The organism is Halobacteriovorax sp. BALOs_7 (assembly GCF_003612895.1).
Lineage (GTDB): Bacteria > Bdellovibrionota > Bacteriovoracia > Bacteriovoracales > Bacteriovoracaceae > Halobacteriovorax_A > Halobacteriovorax_A vibrionivorans.
The window spans coordinates 160,788-184,930 of record NZ_CP027772.1; the positions used below are offsets into that span (position 1 = coordinate 160,788).

The 24,143-nt window shown below is 33.6% G+C and carries 20 protein-coding genes; 12 read left to right on the forward strand and 8 right to left on the reverse strand.

Features of this window, described 5'->3' with window-relative positions; all coding sequences use genetic code 11:
- The first annotated feature begins 3 nt into the window (after nucleotides 1–3).
- From efp to lon, 10 genes are all read left to right on the forward strand, one after another.
- On the forward strand, nucleotides 4–576 hold the full coding sequence (gene efp, locus BALOs_RS00790; protein WP_114706144.1) for an elongation factor P: 573 nt from the start codon (nucleotides 4–6) through the stop codon (nucleotides 574–576).
- 194 nt (nucleotides 577–770) lie between these two features.
- Nucleotides 771–1,628, forward strand: coding sequence for a hypothetical protein (locus BALOs_RS00795; RefSeq protein WP_120404046.1), 858 nt, complete (start codon nucleotides 771–773; stop codon nucleotides 1,626–1,628).
- Nucleotides 1,628–5,578: a translocation/assembly module TamB domain-containing protein gene (locus BALOs_RS00800; protein WP_120404047.1), complete on the forward strand. Its 3,951-nt coding sequence runs from the start codon at nucleotides 1,628–1,630 to the stop codon at nucleotides 5,576–5,578. The genes BALOs_RS00795 and BALOs_RS00800 overlap by 1 nt, the downstream gene beginning before the upstream one ends.
- Nucleotides 5,566–8,415 (forward strand): outer membrane protein assembly factor, encoded by a 2,850-nt coding sequence (locus tag BALOs_RS00805; protein ID WP_120404048.1) that lies wholly within the window; start codon nucleotides 5,566–5,568, stop codon nucleotides 8,413–8,415. Before BALOs_RS00800 ends, BALOs_RS00805 begins: the two co-directional genes overlap by 13 nt.
- A gap of 238 nt (nucleotides 8,416–8,653) precedes the next feature.
- Nucleotides 8,654–9,091 (forward strand): 50S ribosomal protein L13, encoded by a 438-nt coding sequence (gene rplM, locus BALOs_RS00810; protein ID WP_114706148.1) that lies wholly within the window; start codon nucleotides 8,654–8,656, stop codon nucleotides 9,089–9,091.
- Between the two features lie 15 nt (nucleotides 9,092–9,106).
- Nucleotides 9,107–9,508, forward strand: a complete 402-nt coding sequence (gene rpsI, locus BALOs_RS00815; protein ID WP_114706149.1) for a 30S ribosomal protein S9 — start codon at nucleotides 9,107–9,109, stop codon at nucleotides 9,506–9,508.
- A gap of 114 nt (nucleotides 9,509–9,622) precedes the next feature.
- Nucleotides 9,623–12,169, forward strand: coding sequence for a hypothetical protein (locus BALOs_RS00820; RefSeq protein ID WP_120404049.1), 2,547 nt, complete (start codon nucleotides 9,623–9,625; stop codon nucleotides 12,167–12,169).
- 39 nt (nucleotides 12,170–12,208) lie between these two features.
- Nucleotides 12,209–12,892 carry a hypothetical protein gene (locus BALOs_RS00825; protein ID WP_114706151.1) on the forward strand — a complete coding sequence of 228 codons (684 nt, stop codon included), beginning with the start codon at nucleotides 12,209–12,211 and terminating at the stop codon, nucleotides 12,890–12,892.
- A gap of 73 nt (nucleotides 12,893–12,965) precedes the next feature.
- Nucleotides 12,966–13,451: a hypothetical protein gene (locus tag BALOs_RS00830; RefSeq protein ID WP_114706152.1), complete on the forward strand. Its 486-nt coding sequence runs from the start codon at nucleotides 12,966–12,968 to the stop codon at nucleotides 13,449–13,451.
- A gap of 15 nt (nucleotides 13,452–13,466) precedes the next feature.
- A complete protein-coding gene (lon, locus tag BALOs_RS00835) occupies nucleotides 13,467–15,953 on the forward strand; it encodes an endopeptidase La (RefSeq protein ID WP_120404050.1) in 2,487 nt (828 codons plus the stop codon).
- Nucleotides 15,954–16,004: 51 nt separating this feature from the next.
- Here lon and rpoZ read toward each other — a convergent pair whose 3' ends face one another.
- On the reverse strand, nucleotides 16,005–16,217 hold the full coding sequence (rpoZ, locus tag BALOs_RS00840) for a DNA-directed RNA polymerase subunit omega (protein WP_021267614.1): 213 nt from the start codon (nucleotides 16,215–16,217) through the stop codon (nucleotides 16,005–16,007).
- A gap of 419 nt (nucleotides 16,218–16,636) precedes the next feature.
- On the opposite strand from rpoZ, the gene BALOs_RS00850 reads away from it, so the two are divergent.
- Nucleotides 16,637–16,882, forward strand: a complete 246-nt coding sequence (locus BALOs_RS00850; RefSeq protein ID WP_120404052.1) for a hypothetical protein — start codon at nucleotides 16,637–16,639, stop codon at nucleotides 16,880–16,882.
- Here the strand turns inward: BALOs_RS00850 and BALOs_RS00855 are convergent.
- From BALOs_RS00855 to BALOs_RS00875, 5 genes are all read right to left on the reverse strand, one after another.
- Complete coding sequence (locus BALOs_RS00855) at nucleotides 16,879–17,277, reverse strand: hypothetical protein (RefSeq protein WP_114706156.1); 399 nt, start codon at nucleotides 17,275–17,277, stop codon at nucleotides 16,879–16,881. The two genes, BALOs_RS00850 and BALOs_RS00855, sit on opposite strands and share 4 nt — an antisense overlap.
- A gap of 145 nt (nucleotides 17,278–17,422) precedes the next feature.
- Nucleotides 17,423–19,144 carry an ABC transporter substrate-binding protein gene (locus BALOs_RS00860; protein ID WP_162929481.1) on the reverse strand — a complete coding sequence of 574 codons (1,722 nt, stop codon included), beginning with the start codon at nucleotides 19,142–19,144 and terminating at the stop codon, nucleotides 17,423–17,425.
- Complete coding sequence (locus BALOs_RS00865) at nucleotides 19,122–19,697, reverse strand: regulatory protein RecX (RefSeq protein WP_114706158.1); 576 nt, start codon at nucleotides 19,695–19,697, stop codon at nucleotides 19,122–19,124. The genes BALOs_RS00860 and BALOs_RS00865 overlap by 23 nt, the downstream gene beginning before the upstream one ends.
- A 69-nt stretch (nucleotides 19,698–19,766) precedes the next feature.
- Nucleotides 19,767–20,879 carry a recombinase RecA gene (gene recA, locus BALOs_RS00870; RefSeq protein WP_114706159.1) on the reverse strand — a complete coding sequence of 371 codons (1,113 nt, stop codon included), beginning with the start codon at nucleotides 20,877–20,879 and terminating at the stop codon, nucleotides 19,767–19,769.
- 179 nt (nucleotides 20,880–21,058) lie between these two features.
- The gene (locus BALOs_RS00875) at nucleotides 21,059–21,577 is read right to left on the reverse strand and encodes a phosphatidylglycerophosphatase A (protein WP_120405629.1); all 519 of its coding nucleotides are present in this window, start codon (nucleotides 21,575–21,577) and stop codon (nucleotides 21,059–21,061) included.
- Nucleotides 21,578–21,621: 44 nt separating this feature from the next.
- On the opposite strand from BALOs_RS00875, the gene BALOs_RS00880 reads away from it, so the two are divergent.
- A complete protein-coding gene (locus BALOs_RS00880; RefSeq protein WP_158536803.1) occupies nucleotides 21,622–22,851 on the forward strand; it encodes a TIGR04552 family protein in 1,230 nt (409 codons plus the stop codon).
- Here the strand turns inward: BALOs_RS00880 and BALOs_RS00885 are convergent.
- Together BALOs_RS00885 and BALOs_RS00890 are read right to left on the reverse strand one after the other, a co-directional pair.
- Nucleotides 22,837–23,709 carry an alpha/beta fold hydrolase gene (locus BALOs_RS00885; RefSeq protein ID WP_162929482.1) on the reverse strand — a complete coding sequence of 291 codons (873 nt, stop codon included), beginning with the start codon at nucleotides 23,707–23,709 and terminating at the stop codon, nucleotides 22,837–22,839. The two genes, BALOs_RS00880 and BALOs_RS00885, sit on opposite strands and share 15 nt — an antisense overlap.
- Nucleotides 23,702–24,139 (reverse strand): hypothetical protein, encoded by a 438-nt coding sequence (locus BALOs_RS00890; RefSeq protein WP_120404055.1) that lies wholly within the window; start codon nucleotides 24,137–24,139, stop codon nucleotides 23,702–23,704. Before BALOs_RS00890 ends, BALOs_RS00885 begins: the two co-directional genes overlap by 8 nt.
- Between the last annotated feature and the right edge of the window lie 4 nt (nucleotides 24,140–24,143).

Below are 24,143 nucleotides of genomic sequence, written 5' to 3' on the forward strand. Positions count from 1 at the left end.
TTTATGGAGTATCAAACTACTGATTTTAGAAAAGGTTTAAAAATGGAAATCGATGGCAAACCATATGTTTGCATCAAGTGTGATTTCACAAATCCAGGTAAAGGTTCAGCTTTTTATAAGTTAAGAATTAAGAATCTTGAAACTGGTGCAGTAATTGAGAGAACTTTCAAATCAGGTGTTGCTACTGGAGCACTAAAGCCAGATCTAGATGAAAAAGAAGTAGAATATCTTTATGCAGATCCAGATGGATTCAATTTCATGGATCAATCTACATATGAAACGATTCATGTAGCTAGTGAATATATCGATGATTCCGCTAATTATTTACAAGAAGGTATTAAAGTAGGACTACTTTATTATAAAGGTAAGCCTATTTCTGTTGAATTACCGAATTTTGTTGAATTAAAAGTTACAGAAACAGACCCTGGTCTTAAAGGTGATACAGCTCAAGGTGGACTTAAAAAGGCCGTTATGGAAACAGGTCTTCAAGTAAATGTACCTCTGTTTATCAAAGAAGGAGAGATCCTAAAAATTGATACGAGAAGCGGAGATTACGTAGAAAGAGTAAACAAATAATTTTCTTATAAAGGGCCATTTTTATGGCCCTTTTTTCTTTGATTTCCCCCCATTTTTAAAAGGTAAAAAGTACGCTTAATATTATTAAATTTTATAATTTGATATAATAATTTTAGGTAGTTAGTAAAACTTTTGGCCGAGGTAGAGTGTCTAAATTAACGGAATTTCACATTCAGTTGAATGAGAGTCTTCTATTGAAAAATTCGATTGAATTCAATTCATGGATCGATTCAATTTTAAAAAACTATAAAAAGATTCCAATAGAAGAATTCAATATCTATAAGAATTTTTACTTAAAGAGTTTAGTTGAAATTATTTATGCAAATCAATTAGGTAAACTACATCGTTTAGATAAGTTACAAGAGAAATTATTCCATAAACTATTTAATCAAAAAAAAGTTAATCGTCTCATTGAGTTAAAAGAATTATTTCAAAGGCTTGGTATTTCAACTACTGTTGAACTAGAGAATTTGATAAATAGTTTAACCTTTTTAAAATTTGATAATGAAGACAGATTAAGTACTTCAATTAATACTGCAATTTCAAATCCTGAAGTATATTTAAAATTTGAAAATATTAGAAAAACTCTTGTGGACAAGGTCGAACTACTTGATCCTTTAAACTTCATTGAAAATATCTTTAAAGTTATTCCTGTGATTTTTGAATCTAAGGAGTGGAAGGATTTATTTTATAATTATGCACTCAATACTAATGATCAAGAGTTTGTAGACTCTTTAAATTCAATTTTAGATGATGACGAAGTTTATAAGAAGATAACGAAAAAAGAAAATAATACAAAGAAATCAACAACAGAAGTGAATATACATATGGATTGTTCTGATAAAGACAAGAAAGACTTTCTTGGAAGTATTGCCACTCTTCGTGAGAAATTGGTTGAAGGATGTGAAACCAAGCAGGAATATGTAAATACACTCTATGAGATTTCGTATAATTATAAAAAAATTGGTGCATTTGAAAGGTCTTACTTCTTTGCCGTAATCGTTAACCGTCTCCATCCTGGTTATCGCAATGTAGGAGATCTTCTAAAATAATGAAAGTAATGAATAAATTCCTCATTGTATTTACCATTGTTTTCACAATTATTGGTGTCGGTGCTTGGAATTTTATTCAGTCTCAATATGTTTCCACTATCTTGAGTGAGTATATAAATAATAATCTAATCTCTAATGAAAATATCCAGTTGAAATTCTCAAAGGTTTCAGGGGGCTTCTTTCCTCCGAGAACAATACTAAACAATGTAAATTTAGTCGTTAAAGATGAAGTTGAGATACAGGTTAAGGATGTGTCAGCTGTTTTTTCTATTATGAGTTTATTCTCATCTGAGATTAAGTTTAGTCGTGTGTCTTTTGATGATGGGTATATTGTCTTAAATCAAATTAATACAAAAAAAGAAAATGACGAAAAAGATGACATTGGCCATTTTGAAAGATTGACTCAGATTACTAAGAAGCTTCCGTTTCAAATCAATCAAGTACAAATTATGAACTCTGATTTTTATCTTGAACAAGCTGATGTGAATATTCCAATAAGCTTTCTTTCAATAAGTCCTTATGAGAGCAGCTTTGATATTGTTCTTGATATTGAGCGATTTTATTGGAACGGCCTTGCTGTCGATAACCTTTTTCTTGATGCCGAGATTGTTGAAGAAAGTATTAGGCTAAGGAATGCATACGTATTTGTTAAGGACTCAAAAATTACTGGTACAGGTAAGTATGAATTTAAATCGCGAAAGATAGATGCAGATATTGAATATCGTGTAAACTTTGACAGTTTCTATTCTTTACTTAAAAAACATAATCTAAATCTAAATGGGCTAATTGAAGGAAAGGCAGACCTAACGGGTGATTTAAGTCTTGAAGGGCTATACGTCAATGGTAATGTCGTTGGTGACAACATTAGCTCTGATTACGCTATTGCTGAGAAAGTAAATACGTATTTCACTTATCATAATAAATCTCTTGTGCTTAGAAAGTTAAAAGGTTCAGTGAATAAAGGAACATTCAAGTTATTAAATGATCTCACCTTAGATTTTAAATCAAAGAAAGTTGTAGCAACAAATACAAGTGTTGAATTAAGTAATCTTCATCTCAACGATATTCTATATTTTTTAGGTGATGATCTGGAAATGTTAAAAGGTCGAATTAACGGCGTTGTAAATTTAAAGATGAATGGTGGTGGCGACTTATTTATTACAGCAGATTCTTTAAGGCGCTTAAGTTTTACTAATCTTTCATTGAGGCCATCGAATACAAATATTCTTAATATGAAAGAAGGGAAAATTAATTCTTTATCAATTATTATTGATAATCGTTTTGCAATAGAAATTGATGCAAATATTAATAAATCGCACCTCTTAGCGAATGGAACTATTAAAGGAAAAGCTGTCGACTTTAATGTTGAGGGACGAGGGCTTGAATTATCAGACCTCGGTGGTGAGGTCGGCGCAATTGGTAGTGGCCGCGGTGATATTGATATAAAAATAAGCGGTAAAGACGAAGTCTTTATTGATGTCACATCTGAAGATGTTAATAACCTTAAAGTATATGACTATTTATTTGAAGGAGCATCAAGTGTTAAAGCTCGTTATTCAATAAATAGCAATAAGATATTCATTGATAGTATTTCAAATAATGTCAGTGGAAAAACTGATTTAATGGGCTTTGTCGATATTCCAAAAGAGTTACTTAATCTTGATTTGAAGTTTACAGAATTAGATATTGCTACTTCTAAAAGAAGATTAGATCCAATCTGGAAAGATATAAAACTATATGTAGAACCATTTGCTGGAATTTTTAATGGTAATGCAAATATCAGTGGTAGCTTCAATAATATTAAAACTACTGCAAATCTAACTTCTTCAAAAGTGAGCTTATATAACGAAGCAATGGATAATTTCGCGATAGAAATAGCCGTTGATAAAAATCAAATTGATGTTAAAAACTTATTCCTAAAGAAAGGGGTATCGAGTTTGTCATCTGATTTTGCCTATCGTTATGATAAAGGTTTTGATCGAGTCAATCTTGTAACTACTCCTATTAAGTTAAATGACTTCTTCAGATATAGAGATATCGGTCTAGGATATAATGGCTATTTTTCAATTAATTTAAATGCCAAAAGAGGTAAGAACTTTAAAGGGAATGGATCGGCATATTTAACTAGAACTAAAATTGGTAACGAGGAGATTGGATCTTCAGAGCTGGAATTTAAATTCACAGATAGTGTTATTGATTTTGATTCTCAGTTTTTAAATGGGGAAATTGATCTAGAAGGAATATTAGACCTTAGTAAACAATACCCTAAAGTTGATCTTAACTACGACGTCGATATTCCAAATTTAAGAACTTTTCTAAGTGTTATTTCTGAACATAATGCATTTAACAATCAACTAAATGGTTTTATGCAAATGGCCGGTCAAATTTCATACGACTTCAACTCTGATATGCCAGTTAGTGCAACTTCTATAATTAATCAATTTCATCTGAATAATTACGGAAGAGATCTTACCTTAAGAAGACCGACGCAAATTGAAATTGAGCAATCAGAAATTAAAAAGTTAAACTTTCTACTAGAAGGTTCGGGGGGACGCTACTATGTCACAGGAACAGGTAACGTTGACAGTCGATTTGAACTTATACAAGAACTTGATATAAATTTAAGCTATTTAACATTACTCACAAGTGAGATTGAGCGAATACTAGGTAATATTAAAGGAAGGGGTATTATTTATGGTAATCGAAGAAATTACGATATCTCTCATTCTTTTTCTACTTCTGGATTTGGACTAAAGTTAAAATCCATCCCATTAGAGATAGCCAATGCAAATGGTATCGGTGCATATCGTGATAAGAAGATCCTAATAAATTCATTAAGTGGTGAATTAGGTTCAGGACGATTTGATCTTTCAGGTTATATTAAGGCGAATTTCCCGTTCCCTGAAGTTTATTTAAACGCTGACTATAGTGATGTTGGTTATCAAGTTGAATCTCGATCTCTCATAAATACAGACGGAAAGTTAAGCTTTTCAGGTAAAAGTTTTCCATACCTTGTTAAGGGAGATGTATTTGTAAACGGTGGTCTTGTTGAAAATGAGTTCAATGACTTTAAATCCACATCTGAATATAACAAAAGCTTAAATAAGTATATTACCCAAACAAAGAGGGGTATTCCCGACTTGATTAACTTAGATATCGATCTAAAGATCAAAGAAACTGTGCGTGTACGTAATCGACTTGCTGACCTTTTAGTTGCAGGTGATCTTTCCATAAAAGGACAATTCAATAATCCTGAAATGCAAGGACAGCTAATTATAGTTCCTGGAGTCAGTAAGTTTAAATTTAGAGGTAATGACTTTATCCTATCGGAAGGCGTAGTCTATTTTACAAGACAAGAAAATCTCGATCCAATAACTTTAAATCTTTTGGCAAACTCTACAATTGGACAATATGATATTGAAATGGGAATTACCGGTTCTGTCGAGGATATTTCAATTAACCTAGAGTCTAATCCATATTTAACTCGCGATAATATATTCTCTCTTCTCACTTTAGGAGTAACTTCAGACTTTTCGAAGAACTTAGAGGACAGTCAACGAACTAACTTAACAACGATTGGTATTGGAACCTTCTTAGTGGATCAATTAAATATTAATGAAGGACTTGACTCTGCTCTTGGATTAAAACTTAGTGTTCTTCCTGAATTTTCTGAAAGCTCTGATAGCCCGATTGAGGAAGCTACAAAGTCTGAACAATCTGTTAAAACTGCTACTAAGTTACAGATTACTAAAAAGGTTAACGAAAATATTGACTTAAAGTTTTCAAATACCTTTGATAGTGAGAATACAAGACAGTCTATTAATGTTGATTATAGTATAAGTGATAAGCTTTCGATTGAAGGTATTTTTGAAAGTGAAGATGATACAAATAATAAAGAAAGGACAGATGGTTCAGCTGGAGCCGATATAAAATATAAATGGTCATTTTAAAATTATTCATATTCACATTGTTTTGTTTTAGCACTTTTGCTGCTAAGACGATTCATATTGACAATGTCGATGTCGATTGTACTGGTCGCGAGGAATGTCTATTTATTATTGAAAGCTTCAAGAAATACGAAGGAAAAGACTTAACTCGTTCGGAGATTGAGTCGGCGGTACGTTTTGAATTGAGTAAGCCATATTATAAGTCTTTCTTTTATGAAATAAAAAATAGCAATCTGAAAATTGTCGCAGTGACTAAGCCTAAAATATCTAAACTAAACGTTGTTGGAACTGATTCCGTCCTTAATCGTCGTATAAAAAATGAATTTACACTAAAAGAAGGTGATTACTACGATGCTATTAAAGTCGAAGAAGGACTTGAAAAAATTGGTGAGTCGTTCTTTAAGAAAGATGCAAAAGTTGGAACAGTTAAAACTAAACTTACAGAAGATGGGTTAAATTTAGAAATTAATTTAAATAAGAGTGGAATAAGGCTTTTAGAAATAATTAGTCTTGAGGGGATTGATGGTGCAAATCTTGATCAAGCTAAAAAGTTTTGGAATAGGATTAAAGGATCCTCTCTCGACTTCACAAATTATAAGAAGATGTTACAGGAGTACCGAAACCTTTTAATCACTGAAGGCTTTTGGTTATCAAATGTAAAAGAAGAATTACATGTCTTAAATACTGGAAACTATAAATTAGTTTTTAAAATAAAATTAGGTCATCGTTTTGGGATTAGTTTTTATAATAATAAACGCTTAAGTCACAACGAACTTTTTAATCATGTTAAGAAGTATATTCAGAATAATAAAGGCCGATTTGATGACATTTCATTGAATCGCCACTTAGTTAATTTTTATCGTGAGAATGGATACTATTATGCTAAATCTCAAATTAACGAAACTAGAGGTAAGGACAGATTTGGTAATAGTGTTATAAACTTTTACATTACAATAGATGAAGGCCGAAAAGTTGAAATAGCTAAAGTTAATTTCACTGGCAATAATTTTAAAAGTCTCGATGAATTAGAAAAAGCTTATTCTGAGAGCAATTCTGATTTATTAAAAGCCGATTATTTACATGAGAAAGGTCTTGAAGATGCTTCTGAAAAAATTAAAGAGATCTATGTTAAAGATGGGTTTATATTTGTAAATATTGAAAAACCTAAAATTGACTTCATTGATGGTGGTGATTCGGCCATTGTGTCCTTTTCAATTTCTGAGTCAGCACAATATAGACTGAGTAAAATAAATATTGAAGGTGTTGATGATAAAGAAGCAGTCTATTTTATCAAGGATGCACTTAAAAATAAGATAGGAAAACCATTTAATGTTGTTCATATCGATGAGGATCTCAAAGCTGCAATTAATACACTAAAAAGTCGAGGGTTTTATTTCAGCTCATATTTAGAAAAGCGTCCTAAGAAGATTGTGACCGTAAATTCCGCTACTAATGAGATTGAGCTTAACTTAAAGTTCTCACTTGGAGTTAAAACATATCTTGGAAATGTTATCGTTACAGGTAATTCGAAGACAAAGGATGTTGTCGTTAGAAGAGAGCTACCTCTTAAAAGAGGGGATCTCGTCACACCAAGGGCGATGAATGAGTTTGTTAATCGCTTAAGAGAGCTTGGCCTATTTTCAAATGTTAATATCTCATCATTTGTTGGTGAAGAAGTTTCGGAAAGTGAAAAGTATTTAAATTTTGTTATAAAAGTTACTGAAAAGGACTTTGGACAAGCAGAAATTGCTCCTGGGTTCCGAACAGATCTCGGTTTTAAATTTTCGACAATGATTGCCTACAATAATATCCAAGGGATGAATCGATCTGTTATTTTCAAAGCACAAACAAACTGGAGAACAGATTTTGACTATTTAGATGAGAGAAGATTTGATGAGTCAAAGAAGTTACTTGAGGGACTCGTGCAGTTTCAATTCATCGAACCATATCTCTTCTATGATTGGCTGGGCTCCAAACTAACTTTTAAAACAACAGTTAAGTTTGAAAGAAAGCGCTATTCAGATTTTGATGCTGATATTTACAGTATTGCCCCTCAACTTTATAAGCAATTCTCTGATGTGCTCTCTACTAGTCTCACATACGAGTTTGATAATGTTAGGCAATTTGATGCCACAGATGAGATTGATGAAGATAAGTACTATATTGGAGCAATAAGACCTGAAGTCACTCTAGACTTTAGAGATAACTCATCAATGCCTAGAAAAGGTTCTTGGTTTAACTTCTCATGGGAGTTTGCAAATCCGTATCTTGGCTCTCAAAAAGAAAATGATCTAACAATCAACTATAATAAGGCGGTTATTAGAAATTATAACTATATCCCGTTAGGTGATATTACTCTAGCGACATCAATTACCCTTGGATATGAACATAACTTTTCAGATGATCTTATTACTGATGATAGTGGAAATATAATTATCGATGCTGATGGTAAGCCACAAACTTCAGGTTATATTCCACCTTTAAAAGTTTTTAGACTAATTGGACGAGACTTTCTGAGAGGATATAGTGATTTTGAAAGTGGACGATTATCAGATAATTCTTATATTACAGATACCACTGTAAGAGGTAATGCTTATTTATTTAATTTTAGAGTAGAGCCTCGTTATTATCTTGGTGACTATTCTGCTATTGCTATCTTCTTTGACGCAGGTCGCGTTTTTGTTGATAAAATAGATGAATTTGAATTATTAAAATCTGTTGGCCTAAGTTTCAAATTATTCACCCCAATTGGTTCACTAGATTTTGATTACGGTGTTAAATTAGATCGAATCGGTGGAGATTCATTTGGCCGTTTTCACATAACAATTGGCCAATTCTAGCCATTCATTTAAAATCAGTAACTTATAGCCGAAGAAAATATTACGCATGGCCAAAAAAAATAACATTTACCCATTGTATTATTGGTCTAAATTGTTTAATATCTGCCGAAACCCGTTACCCCACAAACAACGGAATTATGGGCCTTTATAGGTCCTAAGTGTTGTAAACAAATCATTTTATTCTGATGATGCGTTTACGTTTTATTGATTTTTAACATTATTAAAGTGGAAGGTTACTATGTACACTGAGAAATCATTTGTGTTAAAGCCAGCAGATGCTGACAAAAAATGGCACTTAATTGATGCTACTGATAAGGTAGTTGGACGTTTAGCAACTGAAATCGCTAATGTATTAAGAGGGAAGAACTCACCGAAGTACACTCCTCATACAGATTCTGGTGATTTTGTTGTTGTTATCAACGCAGAAAAAGTTAAATTTACTGGGAATAAGTGGAACGATAAAGTTTACTACAGACATACAGGTTATGCTGGTGGACTTAGAGAAAGAACTGCTAAAGAGCAACTTGAAAGAAAACCAGAAGCGATTCTTATGAACGCTGTTAAAGGTATGCTTCCAAAGAACTCACTTGGTAGAAAACAACTAACAAAACTTAAGGTTTTTGCTGGATCTGAGCACGCACATAGCGCTCAAAACCCAGTAGAATACAAATTCTAGTAAGAGGTTATTATTATGGCTAAAGGAAAAACTTGGGATTCACAAGCAGTTGGTAGAAGAAAATCTTCAGTTGCTAGAGTTTATATGGCTGCAGGGACTGGTAAAGTTGTTGTTAATAATAGAGATATCAAAGAGTACTTCACAAAAGGTACTGACAGATATGTTGTTAATCAACCACTAAACCTACTTAAACTTGCAGATAAGTATGATGTTAAAATTAACGTAACTGGTGGTGGAACTACTGGTCAAGCCGGTGCTGTTCGTCTTGGTATTGCAAGAGCAATCCTTAAGATTGATGCAGAGCTTAGAGGCGAGCTTAAATCAGCAGGATTTCTTACAAGAGATCCAAGAAAAGTTGAAAGACAAAAAGCTGGTCAGAAAGGTGCAAGAGCAAAGTACCAATTCTCGAAGCGTTAAGATTTATCTTACAAATTTTCGAATATACAGAAGGCCCTCTTATTCAGAGGGCCTTTCTTTTTTATAGTTAACTGTATAATATTCAAAAAGAACTCAAATATGCTATAAGTCCATATGGCAAAATCAATTAAACTCAAAGGTGTACGTACAAATAATCTTAAAAATATAGATGTCGAGTTTCCTATTAATAAGATTACTTGTGTATCAGGTGTTTCTGGCTCAGGAAAATCATCACTTGTATTCAATACGCTGGCCAATGAGTCTAAAAGACGATTTTTAAATTCAATGCCATCTTCAATGAACTTTTTTGAAAGAGTTCCAACAAGTGCTGAAGTCGATTTAATTGAGCCAGTATTGCCAGTGTGGAGTCTTGCTCAAAATAATCCTATCGTGGGTTCAAGACTCAACTTGGCCGATCAACTTGAAATCAGCTACGAACTAGCACAACTATATTTTGATCAACAATCTTCAAAGTGTTTAATTCATAATGAAGAATTTATTGATGGGCTAGATTTAGCAATACGAGAGATTGAATCAATAATTTCAGATAAGACAAAAGTCTTACATATCCTTATCGGTAAGGATCATTATCAAGAGTGTATATCAGGAATGCCTGCTAGAAGTTTTAATTCTAATGAGCAGTTAATTCGTGAATTTAATGAAGAGGATGCCCAATGGGAAATCTTTCGTCTTAAGCCCAATAAAATATCGAACTTTAAAAAGAAATGGCTTGAGCTTATTAAGAACTCGGCAGTTATGCAATTAAGTGTTTTCTTCACTGGAGATGATCAATTACATCATTTCAGCTTAAACGCAAAAGAGTTTTGCCCAAAATGTGATGAAGAGGGACTACAGAGTGCAAGACAGATTAGTGACCTCCTTCCTTACAACGGAATAGGGGCCTGTACTGAATGTAAGGGTTATGGATCTACACTAAGTTATGATGTTAATAAAATTGTAAAGTATCCCAAAAAGAAGATAAAAGACGGTGCAATTACTTTCTTAGATTATTCTAAATATAGTGCCTACTACAAGACTTTTATAACTGAAATGAAGAAGCTTGGTGTTAGTGATAATGAACGTTATTGTGATGTAAGTGATCAGGTTGAAGATCTTCTTTTAAATGGTGGTGGAAGATTCTATGGCGTTCTAAACTTTCTTTATGCTTTAGAGGAAAAACGTTATAAGCGATCAGCTAGAATTTTTCTTCGAAAGATGCAAAGTGAAAAAGTCTGTCATATTTGTTATGGGAGAAGACTTTCTCAAAGTGCAATGGCCCACTGTGGACAAGTTGAGAATATATCTACTTATGGTGATTTATTATCTCTTACAGTCGAGGGATTATTAATCGAATTAAAACATCTTAATGAAAATAATATTATTAAAAAAGTTAAAGATAAATTGGCCGTTGCAGTTGAATTAGGTCTAGGGGATTTTCCCTTAATGACAAAATTAAAGTCATTAGAAACAAGTGAATATCAAAAATCATTACTCGTTCGTTACTTAAGTTTTAAAGGAAGTGGTTCTTTATTTGTACTTGATGAGCCGAGTCTTGGGATGACTATTGAAGAACAAAAAGTTCTCTTAAAATATCTAAAAAATCTTTCAAAAAATAATACTGTAGTAATGGTTGAACATAGTGCTTATTTACAAAATGGAAGTGATAAGACGATTCATATTGGGCCAGGAGCAGGACACCTTGGCGGAGAAGTTGTAGAGATTAAAGGTAAATCAAAGAAACAAAAAGAATTAGTCTTAAAGAAGACGAAACCTAGTGGAAAGCTTACTTTTAAAGATATTGAGTTTGAGGACAAAAAGTATAAAAAGATAGAATTCAAATTAGGCACAATCAATCAGGTTTTAACGAATGTTGAATCTTTCGATAAAAGACTAATTATAAATGCACTATTTAATGAATTAAACGAAGAGTTATTTAAAGAAAAATATAATTTTGAGACTGATTATGAGATCGGTTCAATTGATATCACAAATGAAGTTCAAGATATTCATATCTATGAAACTCGAATTGAAAAATCTACAAGTCGCTCAACGGTGGGAACGACATTAGATCTAACTGGCAATGTTCGAAACTATTTCACTAAACTTCCTGTTTCAAAGTCCTTAGGTCTAGAAAAAGGGCATTTTTCTAAGAATTCTAAACTTGGTCAATGTAGTGTTTGTGAAGGAAAAGGTGTTCAAGAGATTGATATGCAATATCTTGAAGATGTGAGCTTTCCTTGTGATGAGTGTGGTGGAACTGGTTTAAAGAAGTTTTACGCCTCAATTACAGATGGTAAATATACAATCATTGAAGCGAGTGAAACTCCTGTATCAACTTTATTTGAGACAATACCAGCTACACCAAAAATAAAAAGAACACTCGGTTATTTGAAATTACTAAATCTTGATTATCTAACATTAGATCGAACAATACCCTCGCTATCAGGTGGTGAACGTTTAAGAGTGAAGCTATTAAAGGCCATTGATAAGAAGGTTAGTGATTCGATTATCGTACTAACAAATATTTCATATGGTTTATCAATGAATGAGCTAACTTCTATTTGTGAACTTCTTCAAGGACTTACAGATCAAGGAAATACATTAATTATTTTAGATAACCACGAAATCTTCAGTAATTTCAACCAGATAAAGCTTGATTAAAAGGTTAAAGTATTAGGCTCAATAACCGATAAGATTGGTATGATAAAGGCCTTTGTGACTCTATTTCTTACTATCTTTTCTCTGACATCATATGGTGCAGAGTTATTTGAAATTCCTTTAAGTAAACAACTATCTGAATCAAATGCCATTATCATGGGCGTTTATCAAGATAGCTACGTGAAAAAGCTAAATAATGGAAAAATTGTTACCAATGTCACATTCAAGCTTGAAAAGTCTGTTGGGCTTGGAAATAGAAAACAATTGAGTAAGAATTCTTTTAATTTTGTCTACAATGGTGGCCAGTGGCAAGGAATCAACTATCCAAATGAAAATATGCCTCGATTTGTAAAAGGTCGTCGTTATATAGTTCTTCTCGTAAAAGGTGAGCAAGAGTTCTATCCTTTTTATGATCGCCTCGGTGTCTATACTGTCATAGGGCGAGAAGGTGAGGAAGAGGTTGTCTCACAGGCGTTTCCAGCAAATGATACATTTGGTGCAAACTCTTTAAGCACCTTCAGTTTATGGGTAAGTACAGTCTTTGGAGAGAGCTTAGAAGGGCTTGGCTCTGATAAGGATATTTACAAGAATAAAAAATCAGGCCGTCGAATTGCCTCAATCAATGAAGAGAAATCAAAGAATACCGCATATAAAATTCCTGTATATTGGCTTGTTATTATTTTTGGATTGCTTGGTGCGGCACACTTAAGAAAAACAAAAGCCTAATTCTGAAATTTACTATTCTTTTTTCACGACCAATTTAGTAAAATTTTAAGTAGTTATCCCATGGAAGGTAAATATGATGAATATTTTAAAAGTACTTTTACTAATTTCAATTTTTTCAATCTCAAACACGGCAAACTCACAAGACCTATTAAATGAGAGAATTCGAAAAATTCCAGAAAAGAAGAGATCAATCTTCTTTAAGAAAGGAATTTTTCACTCAACAAATAGCAATACGAGTTCTGTTCTAAAATCAATTAGACATGGAAATGGTTCAAGTCGAGGTTATGAAAGACTTGTTTTTGATTTTAAAACGAAAGAGGCCCCTCGTGTATATGGTTACAAGAGTGAGAAAGAAAATAAAATCTATATTGATTTCTTTAAAACTAAACTAGATAAGAAAGTTGGCTCTTTTGGAACATCTAAGCTTGTTAAAAAAGTTGATTTCTACCCAGTGGGAGATGATACTCTTTCAGCAGAGCTCGTTATTAGTGGCCAACATTCAATTGATGTATTTACCTTAACTAATCCAGGTCGTCTGGTTATTGATATTAAAAAATAAATGGTGTGAAAAAATATGAATGAATACGAAGAATATAATGTACAAATAAAAGACTCTTCAGGAGAGGAAAAGTTTCCAGAAGATGTTGTGATTATCCCAATTATGAATAGTCCAATCTTTCCTGGAATGATTGCACCTATTATTTTAACAGAAGATAAATTCACTGCAGAGTTAGATGAGTATCTTATTAAAAGTGGATATCTTGCTCTAAACCTTGTTAAGAATGATCTTAAAAATGATGATGGCGAAATAGATCCAACAATTCAGGATGAAATTGATACTCGTGAAATTACTTCAAAGGACATCTATAAAGTAGGTGTGCTTTGTAAAGTTGTTAAGCGATTAAAACTTCCTGATGGTTCAGTTAATGTCCTGGTTCATGGTATCAAACGCTATCGTGCTTCAGATATTTATGAAGAGTCACCATTACTTAGAGCTAAGTATGAAGTCTTTGATGACATCTTAGAAGAGGATGAGGAACTTGATGCATATACTCGTTCTATCATTAATCAGGTTAAGAAGCTTAGTGAAGTAAATGCTTACTTCAATGAAGAAATGAAGTTAGCAATGATTAACTCATCTTCACCGGGGGCGCTTGCTGACCTCGTTGCATTTGCCTTATCTCTTGATATTCCTGAAGCTCAAGATTTTTTAGAAACTCTGGTTGTTAAGAAACGTTTTGGTAAGTTACTTGTTTATTTAAAACGTGAGAAAGATGTTGCAGATATTCAAAAGAAAATTTCTGATGAAGTTAACGACAAAGTTAATAAGTATCAACGTGAATATTTCCTAAGAGAGCAGCTAAAAGTAATTAAGGCGGAGCTAGGTCTTGAAGAAGATGATAAAGCACGTGATATTAGTAAACTCAAAGAGAGAATAATCGAAGCAAAGCTTCCTGAAGATGTACTAAAGTCTGTTAATGAAGAGATTGAAAGATTAGAGGTTATTCCTGATTCATCTCCAGAATATAACGTAACTCGTACATATTTAAATTGGATTGTTGATTTACCATGGTCAAAGTCGACAAATGACCATGTGGATATGCCAAAGGCCCAAAAGATTCTTGAAAAAGATCACTATGGACTAGAAAAAGCGAAAGAAAGGATCATGGAGTTCTTAGCTGTTCGTAAGCTTAAGCCTCAATTTGATGGTACTATTCTGTGCTTAGCAGGTCCTCCAGGTGTTGGTAAAACATCAATGGGAAGAAGTATTGCAGAATCATTAGGACGTAAGTTTTATCGCTTCTCTTTAGGTGGTATGCGTGATGAAGCAGAAATTAAGGGACATAGACGTACATACGTTGGTGCAATGCCTGGTCGTTTAATTCAAGCGATGAAACGTGTCGAAGTGAATAATCCTGTTATTATGCTAGATGAGATCGATAAGCTTGGACAATCATTCCAAGGTGATCCAGCGTCAGCTCTTTTAGAAGTTCTAGACCCTGAGCAGAACCATACATTCATTGATCATTACTTAGATGTGCCTTTTGATTTATCGAAGGTTTTATTTATCGCTACTGCAAATTATATCGGTGATATCCCTGAGCCATTATTGGATCGTATGGAAATCATTGAGCTTAGTGGTTATACAATGGAAGAGAAGCTCTCCATTGCAACTAAGTGGGTAATTCCAAAGCAGATCAAGAAACATGGACTTGAGAAGAAAGATATCAACTTAAGTAAAGCAACACTTAAGAAGGTTATTGAAGATTATGCCCGCGAGCCTGGTGTTCGTGTTATGGAGCAAATGGTTGCTAAACTTTGTCGACGTGCAGCTTTAGAAAAAGTAAATGCAAAGAGAAAGAAGGTATTTGCACCTAAGCCAGCTGAACTTGAAGATATTTTAGGAACAGCAAGATATCAGAGTGAAAAGGCCCTAAAGAAATTATCTCCAGGTATGACGACTGGACTTGCGTGGACAGGTTATGGTGGTGATATTCTTTATATTGAAACACTTTCTTTAAATGGAAAAGGTTTCAAGTTAACAGGCCAGCTTGGTGATGTTATGAATGAGTCTGCTAACCTAGCTTATAGTTATGTTAAACAACTTCTTCAAAATGAAATGGATGAATTTTTTAAGATGAAGCCTAAGAGAAAGGCATCCGATGAAAATGAAGAAGAGTTAGAAGACTTTTTATCTGAAAGAGAAGTTCACCTACACTTACCTGCCGGTGCAACACCAAAAGATGGACCAAGTGCTGGTATAACAATGGCCTTAGCTCTTTATACACTTGCTCATAATGTGAAAGTGAAAAGTAACTTGGCCATGACTGGAGAGTTATCTCTTACTGGTAAAGTACTTCCAGTTGGTGGGATTAAAGAAAAAGTTCTTGCTGCAAAAAGAGCAGGGATTACAAATATTATTTTACCAATTGATAATGAAAAGGATTTAAAAGAAGTTCCTGAAAGACATAGAAAAGGAATGAAGTTTTATCCAGTAGCGCACTTTGATGAAGTATTGAAGATCGCACTCCCAAAATTTAAACCTAAGTTTAAGAAATAAAAAAAGCCTCTCGCATGAGAGGCTTTTTTTTTTATGAAATTTAAATATAAATTAAAATTCGTCTGAATCGTATTCACTTACTGGAGCATGCTTAACTTTTCCAGCTGCAATTTCTCTAAGTGCTGTTACAACATCTTTGTTTTTGCTCTTAACAAGTTGGTCTGCACCATCTCTTAATTGCTTAACACGCTTTGCTGCTAAGTGAACTAACTCGTAACGGTTCTCAACTTTTTCTAAACAGTCTTCAATTGTAATTCTTGCCATTTGTGCACTCCGAAAAATTAAATGTGACTTAAGTTATTTTTATAGGACAAAGCGCTGTTTTTGTCTAGATACTGGACGTAAATATTTAAAATATTTAAAGTATTATTACGATGCGCTAAGTGATTTCAGTAACTTATGTTGGTTGTGAAATATCGTCCTTTTGCATATCAATTGGGTATGAACAATCAAATATTTATATTTACAGAAAACATAAGAGTGAGACGATCTGCGTTGTTTTTCAAACAGAAATTCAATGGCGTGTGCTGTGGCCATAAATTGAAACGAATCGAGCTGAGTTTTAAAGATGAAAAAGTTAATTTGGCAATCGGCTATTATATTTTTAAGATTGTGGTGAATAGGATAGACTCTCATATACTTTATGGCGATATTGTCAGTTATAAGTTTTTTAAAGAGTAGATATGGATGAAAATACAGTTTTAGAACTTGCCCTTGAAGAAAGAAAGTTCTTACATGAGATATCAAATAAGTTAGCTGTTGCAGATGGAATGGCCGCAAAGGTTCTAAGGCTTATGGAGTCTTCTAATGCAGATGAAGACTTAATCCGTCGTCAAAAGAAAGCTTTAAAGGCCATTAAAGATCAAATTGAATTGGTTAAAAAACGTCGTTTTATCCTTCATGAGAGATCAAACGTTAAAAGCATTTAATTCAGATTCACACTTACTTGGTCGCCAACCATAAATGAAGATATTTCAAGTATAGGGCGCTTCTCTTCGCTATTGAAATTCTTTGTAATTGCAATTGAAGTATCTCCATCATGATGGATGACTTCGAGTTGACCTACTTTCATTTTGTGACGATAGCGTCTTTCTTTATCATAAGGATCGTTGAGAATAATAATTCTGTAAACGTCTAAGAGAGTACCGTTTTTGATACCTTGTTTCTCTCCGATATTAACATAATAATTTTTTTGAATTTCAGACACATCGTTGGTCATTGGTAATTCGTGCTCAACAGAGTAGATCATATAATCATTGGCACAGACTTGGATTTGTAGAGTTAATCCAATGACGACAAGTATGAAATGAGCAAGAGTCTTCATAACTAATTATCCTTTGTTGTTGCAGTCATATACTTTTTTACAAGCATACTGATCTACTATTCGGAAATTAGAGGAAAAAAATGATAGTGAAGGGAGGGAGAAGGACCGGGGGAAATATATTCCCCCGAAATTATGTCGAACTTAATTATTTCAATCTTAAGTATTTAACTTTATTAACCACGAGATCATTATATCTGAAGTTATTTAGTCGGTTATGATAAACAATATAGTCTCTCGAGTAATAGAGAAGTACCCATGGTAAGTCCTCGAGAACAATTTCTTCAACCTCGGCCATCAAGTGATACTTTTGATCGTTGTCAGAGAGCACCTTTATTTTTTCAAACTTTTTATCAAACTCTTTATTAGAATAATTAGATACGTTTGGCCCTGGTGCTTGGTTTTGTGTTGTTAGTAATTGAAGAACATTTTCACTATCTGGATAATCTAGAGTCCAACCATCAAGCCAAATTTGGAGTTTCCCTTCTTTGGCCTTTTTTAGGAAAGCAGGAAATGTATTGAGTTTAATTTCAATTTTTATCCCAATTGCTTCAAGATCTTGTTTCAGTAATTCGGCCCTTTGTCTTTGAGTCGTTGAAGAGGCTCTCGTGTCGTAAACAAGAGTTGGAAGACCTTCTCCGTTTGGATAGCCTGCTTTTTTTAAGTATTCTTTAGCTTTTTCAATATTGTAACTATAAGGAAGCTTACGAGATGGATCGTATCCTGGAATACCTGGAGGATAAATTGAGTTAGCTTTCAGTCCGATATTATTAGTAAATGTTTTAATATACTTTTCAATATTTACTGCATGAGCAATGGCCAAGCGAAGATTCTTATTAGTTCCTACGATAGGGTCTTTCATGTTGAAAGAAAACCACCAGTAAGTGAAAGAAGAGAAGATGTCGAGTGTGATATCTTTATCTTTGTACTCTTCAGTTAACTCACCACTAGGTGATACTAGTGAATGATAGTTATCTTTTGGAACTCTTAGGAAGTCGAGATTACCAGACATAAATTGTAACCATCGAGTTTGTGCTTCTTTAATTATATGAAATTCAATTTTATCGATAAATGGAAGGCGTTTCCCGGCATCTTCTAATAATTCTTTACTGTGGGCGAAGCGATCACCTTTTCCAGGATAAAATTCCTTATGGTAATTTTTGAATCGACTCATGAATAACTTTGAGCCGCGAAACCACTTATCTAATTTATAAGGGCCAGTACCAATAAGTTCATCAATAAAAGTTTCTTCTTTCATTGCTTCAGCTGGCATTGGGGAAGTAAAACTCATGGCCAATGCATTTAACATTTGTGGATATGGCTCTACTAATTTGATTTGAAGAGTGCGCTCATCCAATGCTTTTAATCCTTCAACATCTGTTGATAGGAGTTTACTAAAATCACTTCCGACCTCTTCTCTAAATTTATTAAGGCCAACGACACGGCCATCAAATAACCACCAACCATTACTACGGTATGGCCTAAAGGCTAGTCGCTTAATCTGGTTAATAAAGTCTTCTGCTTTAACAAACCTTGGTTTTTTAAAAGCTGGATGATCGTGATACTGGATATTTTCTTTGATCTTTATTGTATAAGTGAGGCCATCTTCAGAAACTTGAGGCATATCTTCAGCAAGAAGAGGAACTAGCTTTAAGGGTTTTCTGAGATAGTGGTATTCATATAATTGTTCATAACCTTGATAAACCACAGACATTGAAACAGAGTCATATGCGTTTACTGGGTCTATAGTAGAGATAGATTCTGTAAGTGGGAATCTAAGTGTATTCTTATCAGTTTTTGAAACACGACATGATGTTAAAGTGAGTGTTACAAGTATTAGTAATGTACTAAATGGGGTAATCTTGCGCATTGCTTTCCTCGTTTTGGACATAATTTATTTCTGTTTTTATTTTGTCGTATGAATGCCCTTTTGACAAAAGAAAGCGTATCAGCTTTTGTTTAAAATTAAAATCTTCCAAGGCCTCAATGCCTTTAGATCGAATCTTTTTATGGATTAACTCGCGAAGCTGATTATTTTCTGTGTATCGATATTCTTCGAATATTTCCTCGATGATATGACCTTCTACGTTTAGTCTTTCCGCTCTTAGCTTATTGATTATATTTCTCTTAGATTGACCTTTGTACATGAAGGTTTTGATACGGGTACGGATATATTGTTCTTCTTGTAGGTACTTGGCCTCTTCAAGGAAGTCGAGGAGCTCGTCTACATATGGAGTGTATTTTTTCTCGTATAATTTGCGCGCAAGTTTAAAGCGGGAATAGTCTCTTTTTGAAAGTAACCAGATGCAGTAATGATAAGCTCTTTTAAATGAACGAGTTAAATCGGCCTTGCTTTCATCTTCTGCAAGAATATAATCTTCATTATTAAAGGGAAGCTTTTCGATGGTTTCTTTTAGAGTCATTTAAAAAGTTGCCCCTTAGGTCACTGTCTACAATTCTGTAGGATAGAAATCTAAGAGGCTATATTTTAATTATTGAACAACTTTTTTTGACTTAGACTTTGATTTAGTCTTTTTCTCTTCTACTGGAGTTTCTTCAATAATCTCACCAGTTGCTTCATCAACTACTGAGTTATCTTTAATCAGTCCATGTAGAACAAGAATTTTATTTTTAATTTCTTGAGCAATCTCTGGATTGTCGGCTAAGTACTGCTTCGAGTTCTCACGACCTTGACCAATTTTTGCATCATTGTAAGAGAACCATGCACCTGCTTTTCCAACGATATTATTCGCTACGGCCAGATCTAGTAGGTCACCCATTTGAGAAATACCTTGCCCGTACATAATATCGAATTCAACGATTTTAAATGGAGGTGCAACTTTATTTTTTACAACTTTTACTTTCGTTCTGTTACCAATAACCTCATCACCATTTTTGATAGCACCAGTTCTTCTGATATCTAGTCTTACTGAAGAGTAGAATTTAAGAGCGTTACCACCAGTTGTTGTTTCTGGGTTACCGAACATAACTCCGATCTTCATACGAAGCTGATTAATAAAGATTACTGTCGTATTTGAGCGATTAATTGATCCTGTTAGTTTTCTTAGTGCTTGAGACATTAGTCTAGCTTGAAGACCCATGTGTGAATCTCCCATATCTCCTTCAAGTTCTGCACGTGGAGTAAGGGCCGCAACAGAGTCAACAATTAGAAGATCAACTGCACCTGAGCGAACTAGCATATCTGTGATTTCTAATGCTTGCTCACCACTATCTGGTTGAGAGATTAATGTATTTGGAATATCAACACCTAGATTCTGAGCATATACTGTATCAAGTGCGTGTTCAGCATCAATGAATGCAACTGTTCCACCTTGCTTCTGTGCTTCAGCAGCAATATGTAGAGTAAGAGTTGTTTTACCTGATGACTCAGGTCCATAAATTTCAATGATACGTCCCTTAGGTACACCACCAACACCTAGTGCAAGGTCTAGTCCTAGACAGCTTGTAGGAATTGCAGGAACTTTCTCTGGTCCGTTTTCACTATCAAGTTTCATGATGGCACCTTTACCAAATTGCTTCTCAATAGTTGAAAGTGCTAGATCTAGTGCTTTTTGCTTGTTCTTGTCAGTTGATGTTGTCGCCATAAGCTCTCCGTGTTTTTGTATTTAGAATTATTTCTACCAAATTAATCTGCTATCAGCTAATGCAAAAGTTGCTTGTTTTAACTTTCTTTTAAGTTGATGAAATCAAAACAATTCCAAAAAGCTAATTCTAGTTTTTTACATTTTGCTTATTTATATTTTTAGCGTAAGTTTTGCGTAAGTCAAGCGTAAATTTCTAACAGTTTGAAAGTAAGAATATAGAGAATACCCGCCATTAGACCTGCTGCGACATCGTCAAGAATAGTTCCTAGAGCGTCTTTACGATCATCGAAGACTCTAACTGGCCAAGGCTTCCAAATATCAAATATACGAAAGAAGATAAAAATAAATGCGTAACTTACAAAAGTTGGCTCAAGAATAAATAATGACGCAATCCAAATACCAATAACTTCATCAATAACAATCCATGATGGGTCAATGCAGTCATATTCTTTTTCAATTACTGATGTAATAAAGACGGCACCAATTGTAAGCAGTATAAGAAATGGAATAAAGAAAAAGAAAGGTGCATTTAATTTCCCAACAAAATATAATGGGATAATAGTTGCTAGGCTTCCTACTGTACCAGGTGCTTTTGGAGCGAGTCCAGTTCCAAAGAATGTAAGAAATACGATTCTAAGATCAGTTAGTGACTTAAATGTCAGTTTTTTTGTATTTTTTAGCTGATTTTCTGTATTCATGGCCTTATGGTAGCATTACTCAACACTTAGAGAAAAGAAACTTTATGAATCGACCAGATTATTTAAAAAATTATATTTTTGATTGGGATGTCTTCGACGTTGTCGTTGGTGGCCGTTCTGCTCTTGATTCAAATTTCTTTGTAGCGAAGCTAGATGATATTACTGAGGTTAATAAATTCTTAAAAGGTTATGGACTCGATCCTGATAATCCTGTCGCACGTGCTGAGTTATTTGGTAACTTTCAAGAGGCGATTCAATTTATAAAGCGCTACTTCCTAAAAGATGGCAGCCCTGACGGCCTAGATCTTGAAATTCCAACATCACTTTTTACAGTTACAGATATTAGTGGTCTCTTCTTAATGGCCACAGGTAATTCTGAACATACAGTTGAAGAACAGTTATGGGCAGAGATTGTTTTAAAAGTGATGCACACAATACTTCATGCTGACAAAGATTTACGTTCAAATTACTTCAACCAAATTCAAACACAAATCTTTGATAAGTTTTATCGCTACTTACATCGTGATAACGACAACAACCTTTACTTAAAGTCCGGTGAGATTTCGATCCCACTTGTAGACTTTGAAACTAAGTCAAAGAAATCTCGTGATAGTGTTATTATCAAGTTACTTCATAAAGCAGAAAATGTTGCAGAAGAACTTTTTGATAGAGTTGGTGTAAGACTTGTTACGAAGAATAAATTAGATATTATTAAGGTTCTTCAGTTTTTAATTAGAAATTACATCATTACACCACATAATATTAAGCCTTCTCGATCTCTAAATACTATTTTTGATATCAGTTTATTTAGATCAAAATATTCAAGCTTAGTAAAAATGGCCCTTAGGAATAATCTTTCAGAGGAGCGCTTTGTTTCTGCTGTAAATCGAGAAATTGATGAATGTAGCTTTGAAAATATTGAAAGTGAACATAATCTTCACTCATCTGCTAAATATCGTTCAGTACAATTCACTTGTCGCCAATTGATCAAATACAAGAATCCTTTCCTTGCGGAGTTTTTTAAATTAAGAAAAATGGCCAAGGACGAAGACTCTGCAGTTGCTAAAGAACTGTTAGGTTTAGACTTTTCATCACTTTCTCGAGATGTACGTTTTTTTTATCCATTTGAAGTTCAGGTCGTAGATGAAGCATCTTATAAAATTAATTCAGAAGGGGAAGCATCTCATTCTGAATATAAGAAAGCTCAAAAAATCTATGCAATGAATCGAGTATTTAAAAAGCTTTTATTACATAAAGGCTTAATCCAAGAATAATTCTATTCTCTCATTTATAAATTCTGGGAAGTCTACTTGCGGCACATGGCTTCCATTTTTAATGATATATAATTCAGAATTCGCTAGGCCCTTGTGTAGAATTTGTTGAAGGTAATTTGGGATGACTTTATCTTTATCTCCACCAATTATTAGGGCAGGAGTCTTAATTTGTTCAAGATCCTTAATAACTCTTTGTTCTCTCATTTCATCAAGTAATTGAAAGAAGATATCTGGTGAAAGCTGCCCCAATTTCTTCATATAGTACTGAACGAAGTCGAGATTCGTTTTCTTTGTGTTAAATCCTCCGCGCCAAACCATAAATTTTGCGAGGGGATTGAGATATGCATTTTTCCAAATAAGTTTGAATTGGTTTTCCCATTTATCTTTAATCTCTTTAATATATGGCTCTGATATATCAACGAGATTTGAATCAAACATAACATCTTGTGGAGGAAAGATTGTTCCTGAAATTAAAATCATCTTTTTAACTTCTGTAGGGTACTTGAATGCATATTCAATTGTTACATTAACACCCATTGAGTGTCCGATATGGATTGTCGTTTCAATATTTAGATGATTAATCAATGTATTTAAGTCACTAATAATATTTTCGAATGTAATTGTTTCGATACCTTCTTTCGTCTCTGATTCGTAATGACCGCGATAATCATGCAATAGGATATTATATCCTTTATTGTGAAAGAAATCGATTTGATATTCAAAATGACGGATATTACAGACAAGGCCATAATTGAAGACTATAACATCTTGGTATTTTTCTCCTTCTACTGGTTCAAAATTTGTCCAGTATTGAATCTTTGTACTTTCATCAATATTTAGAAATTTAGACTTATTCATCCAAGAGGTCATTATCGTATTGTCCTGTTAACTTTATGTAGTGTTGTTCAAGTGCTTGTATCAACTTATACTTTTTTGGATCCTTGTGCTTAATATCTTCTAAGTATTGATAATAATCTTCGTGGTCATTATGTTTATTCTCATCAAAGTCGACTATTTTAAATTTTAGATTTTGAACTTCAATAATGTCATTCTTATTTAATTTAACAATGCCTTCAATTCGTTTCTCATTTAATTTAAAAGGTTGCGTACAAACAAATGTAAGTGAGTTTGCCATATGCTTTATGACGCCAACGTAGAGATCTAGTGTAGTGTCTTCGATAGGAATATTATTATGAATTGAGCTTCCAATAAAAACACGTGGTAGATTCAATGTATAATGACCAATAGATAGTAAGTCTAGGCTATCAAGGACTTGGATATGTATCATAAAA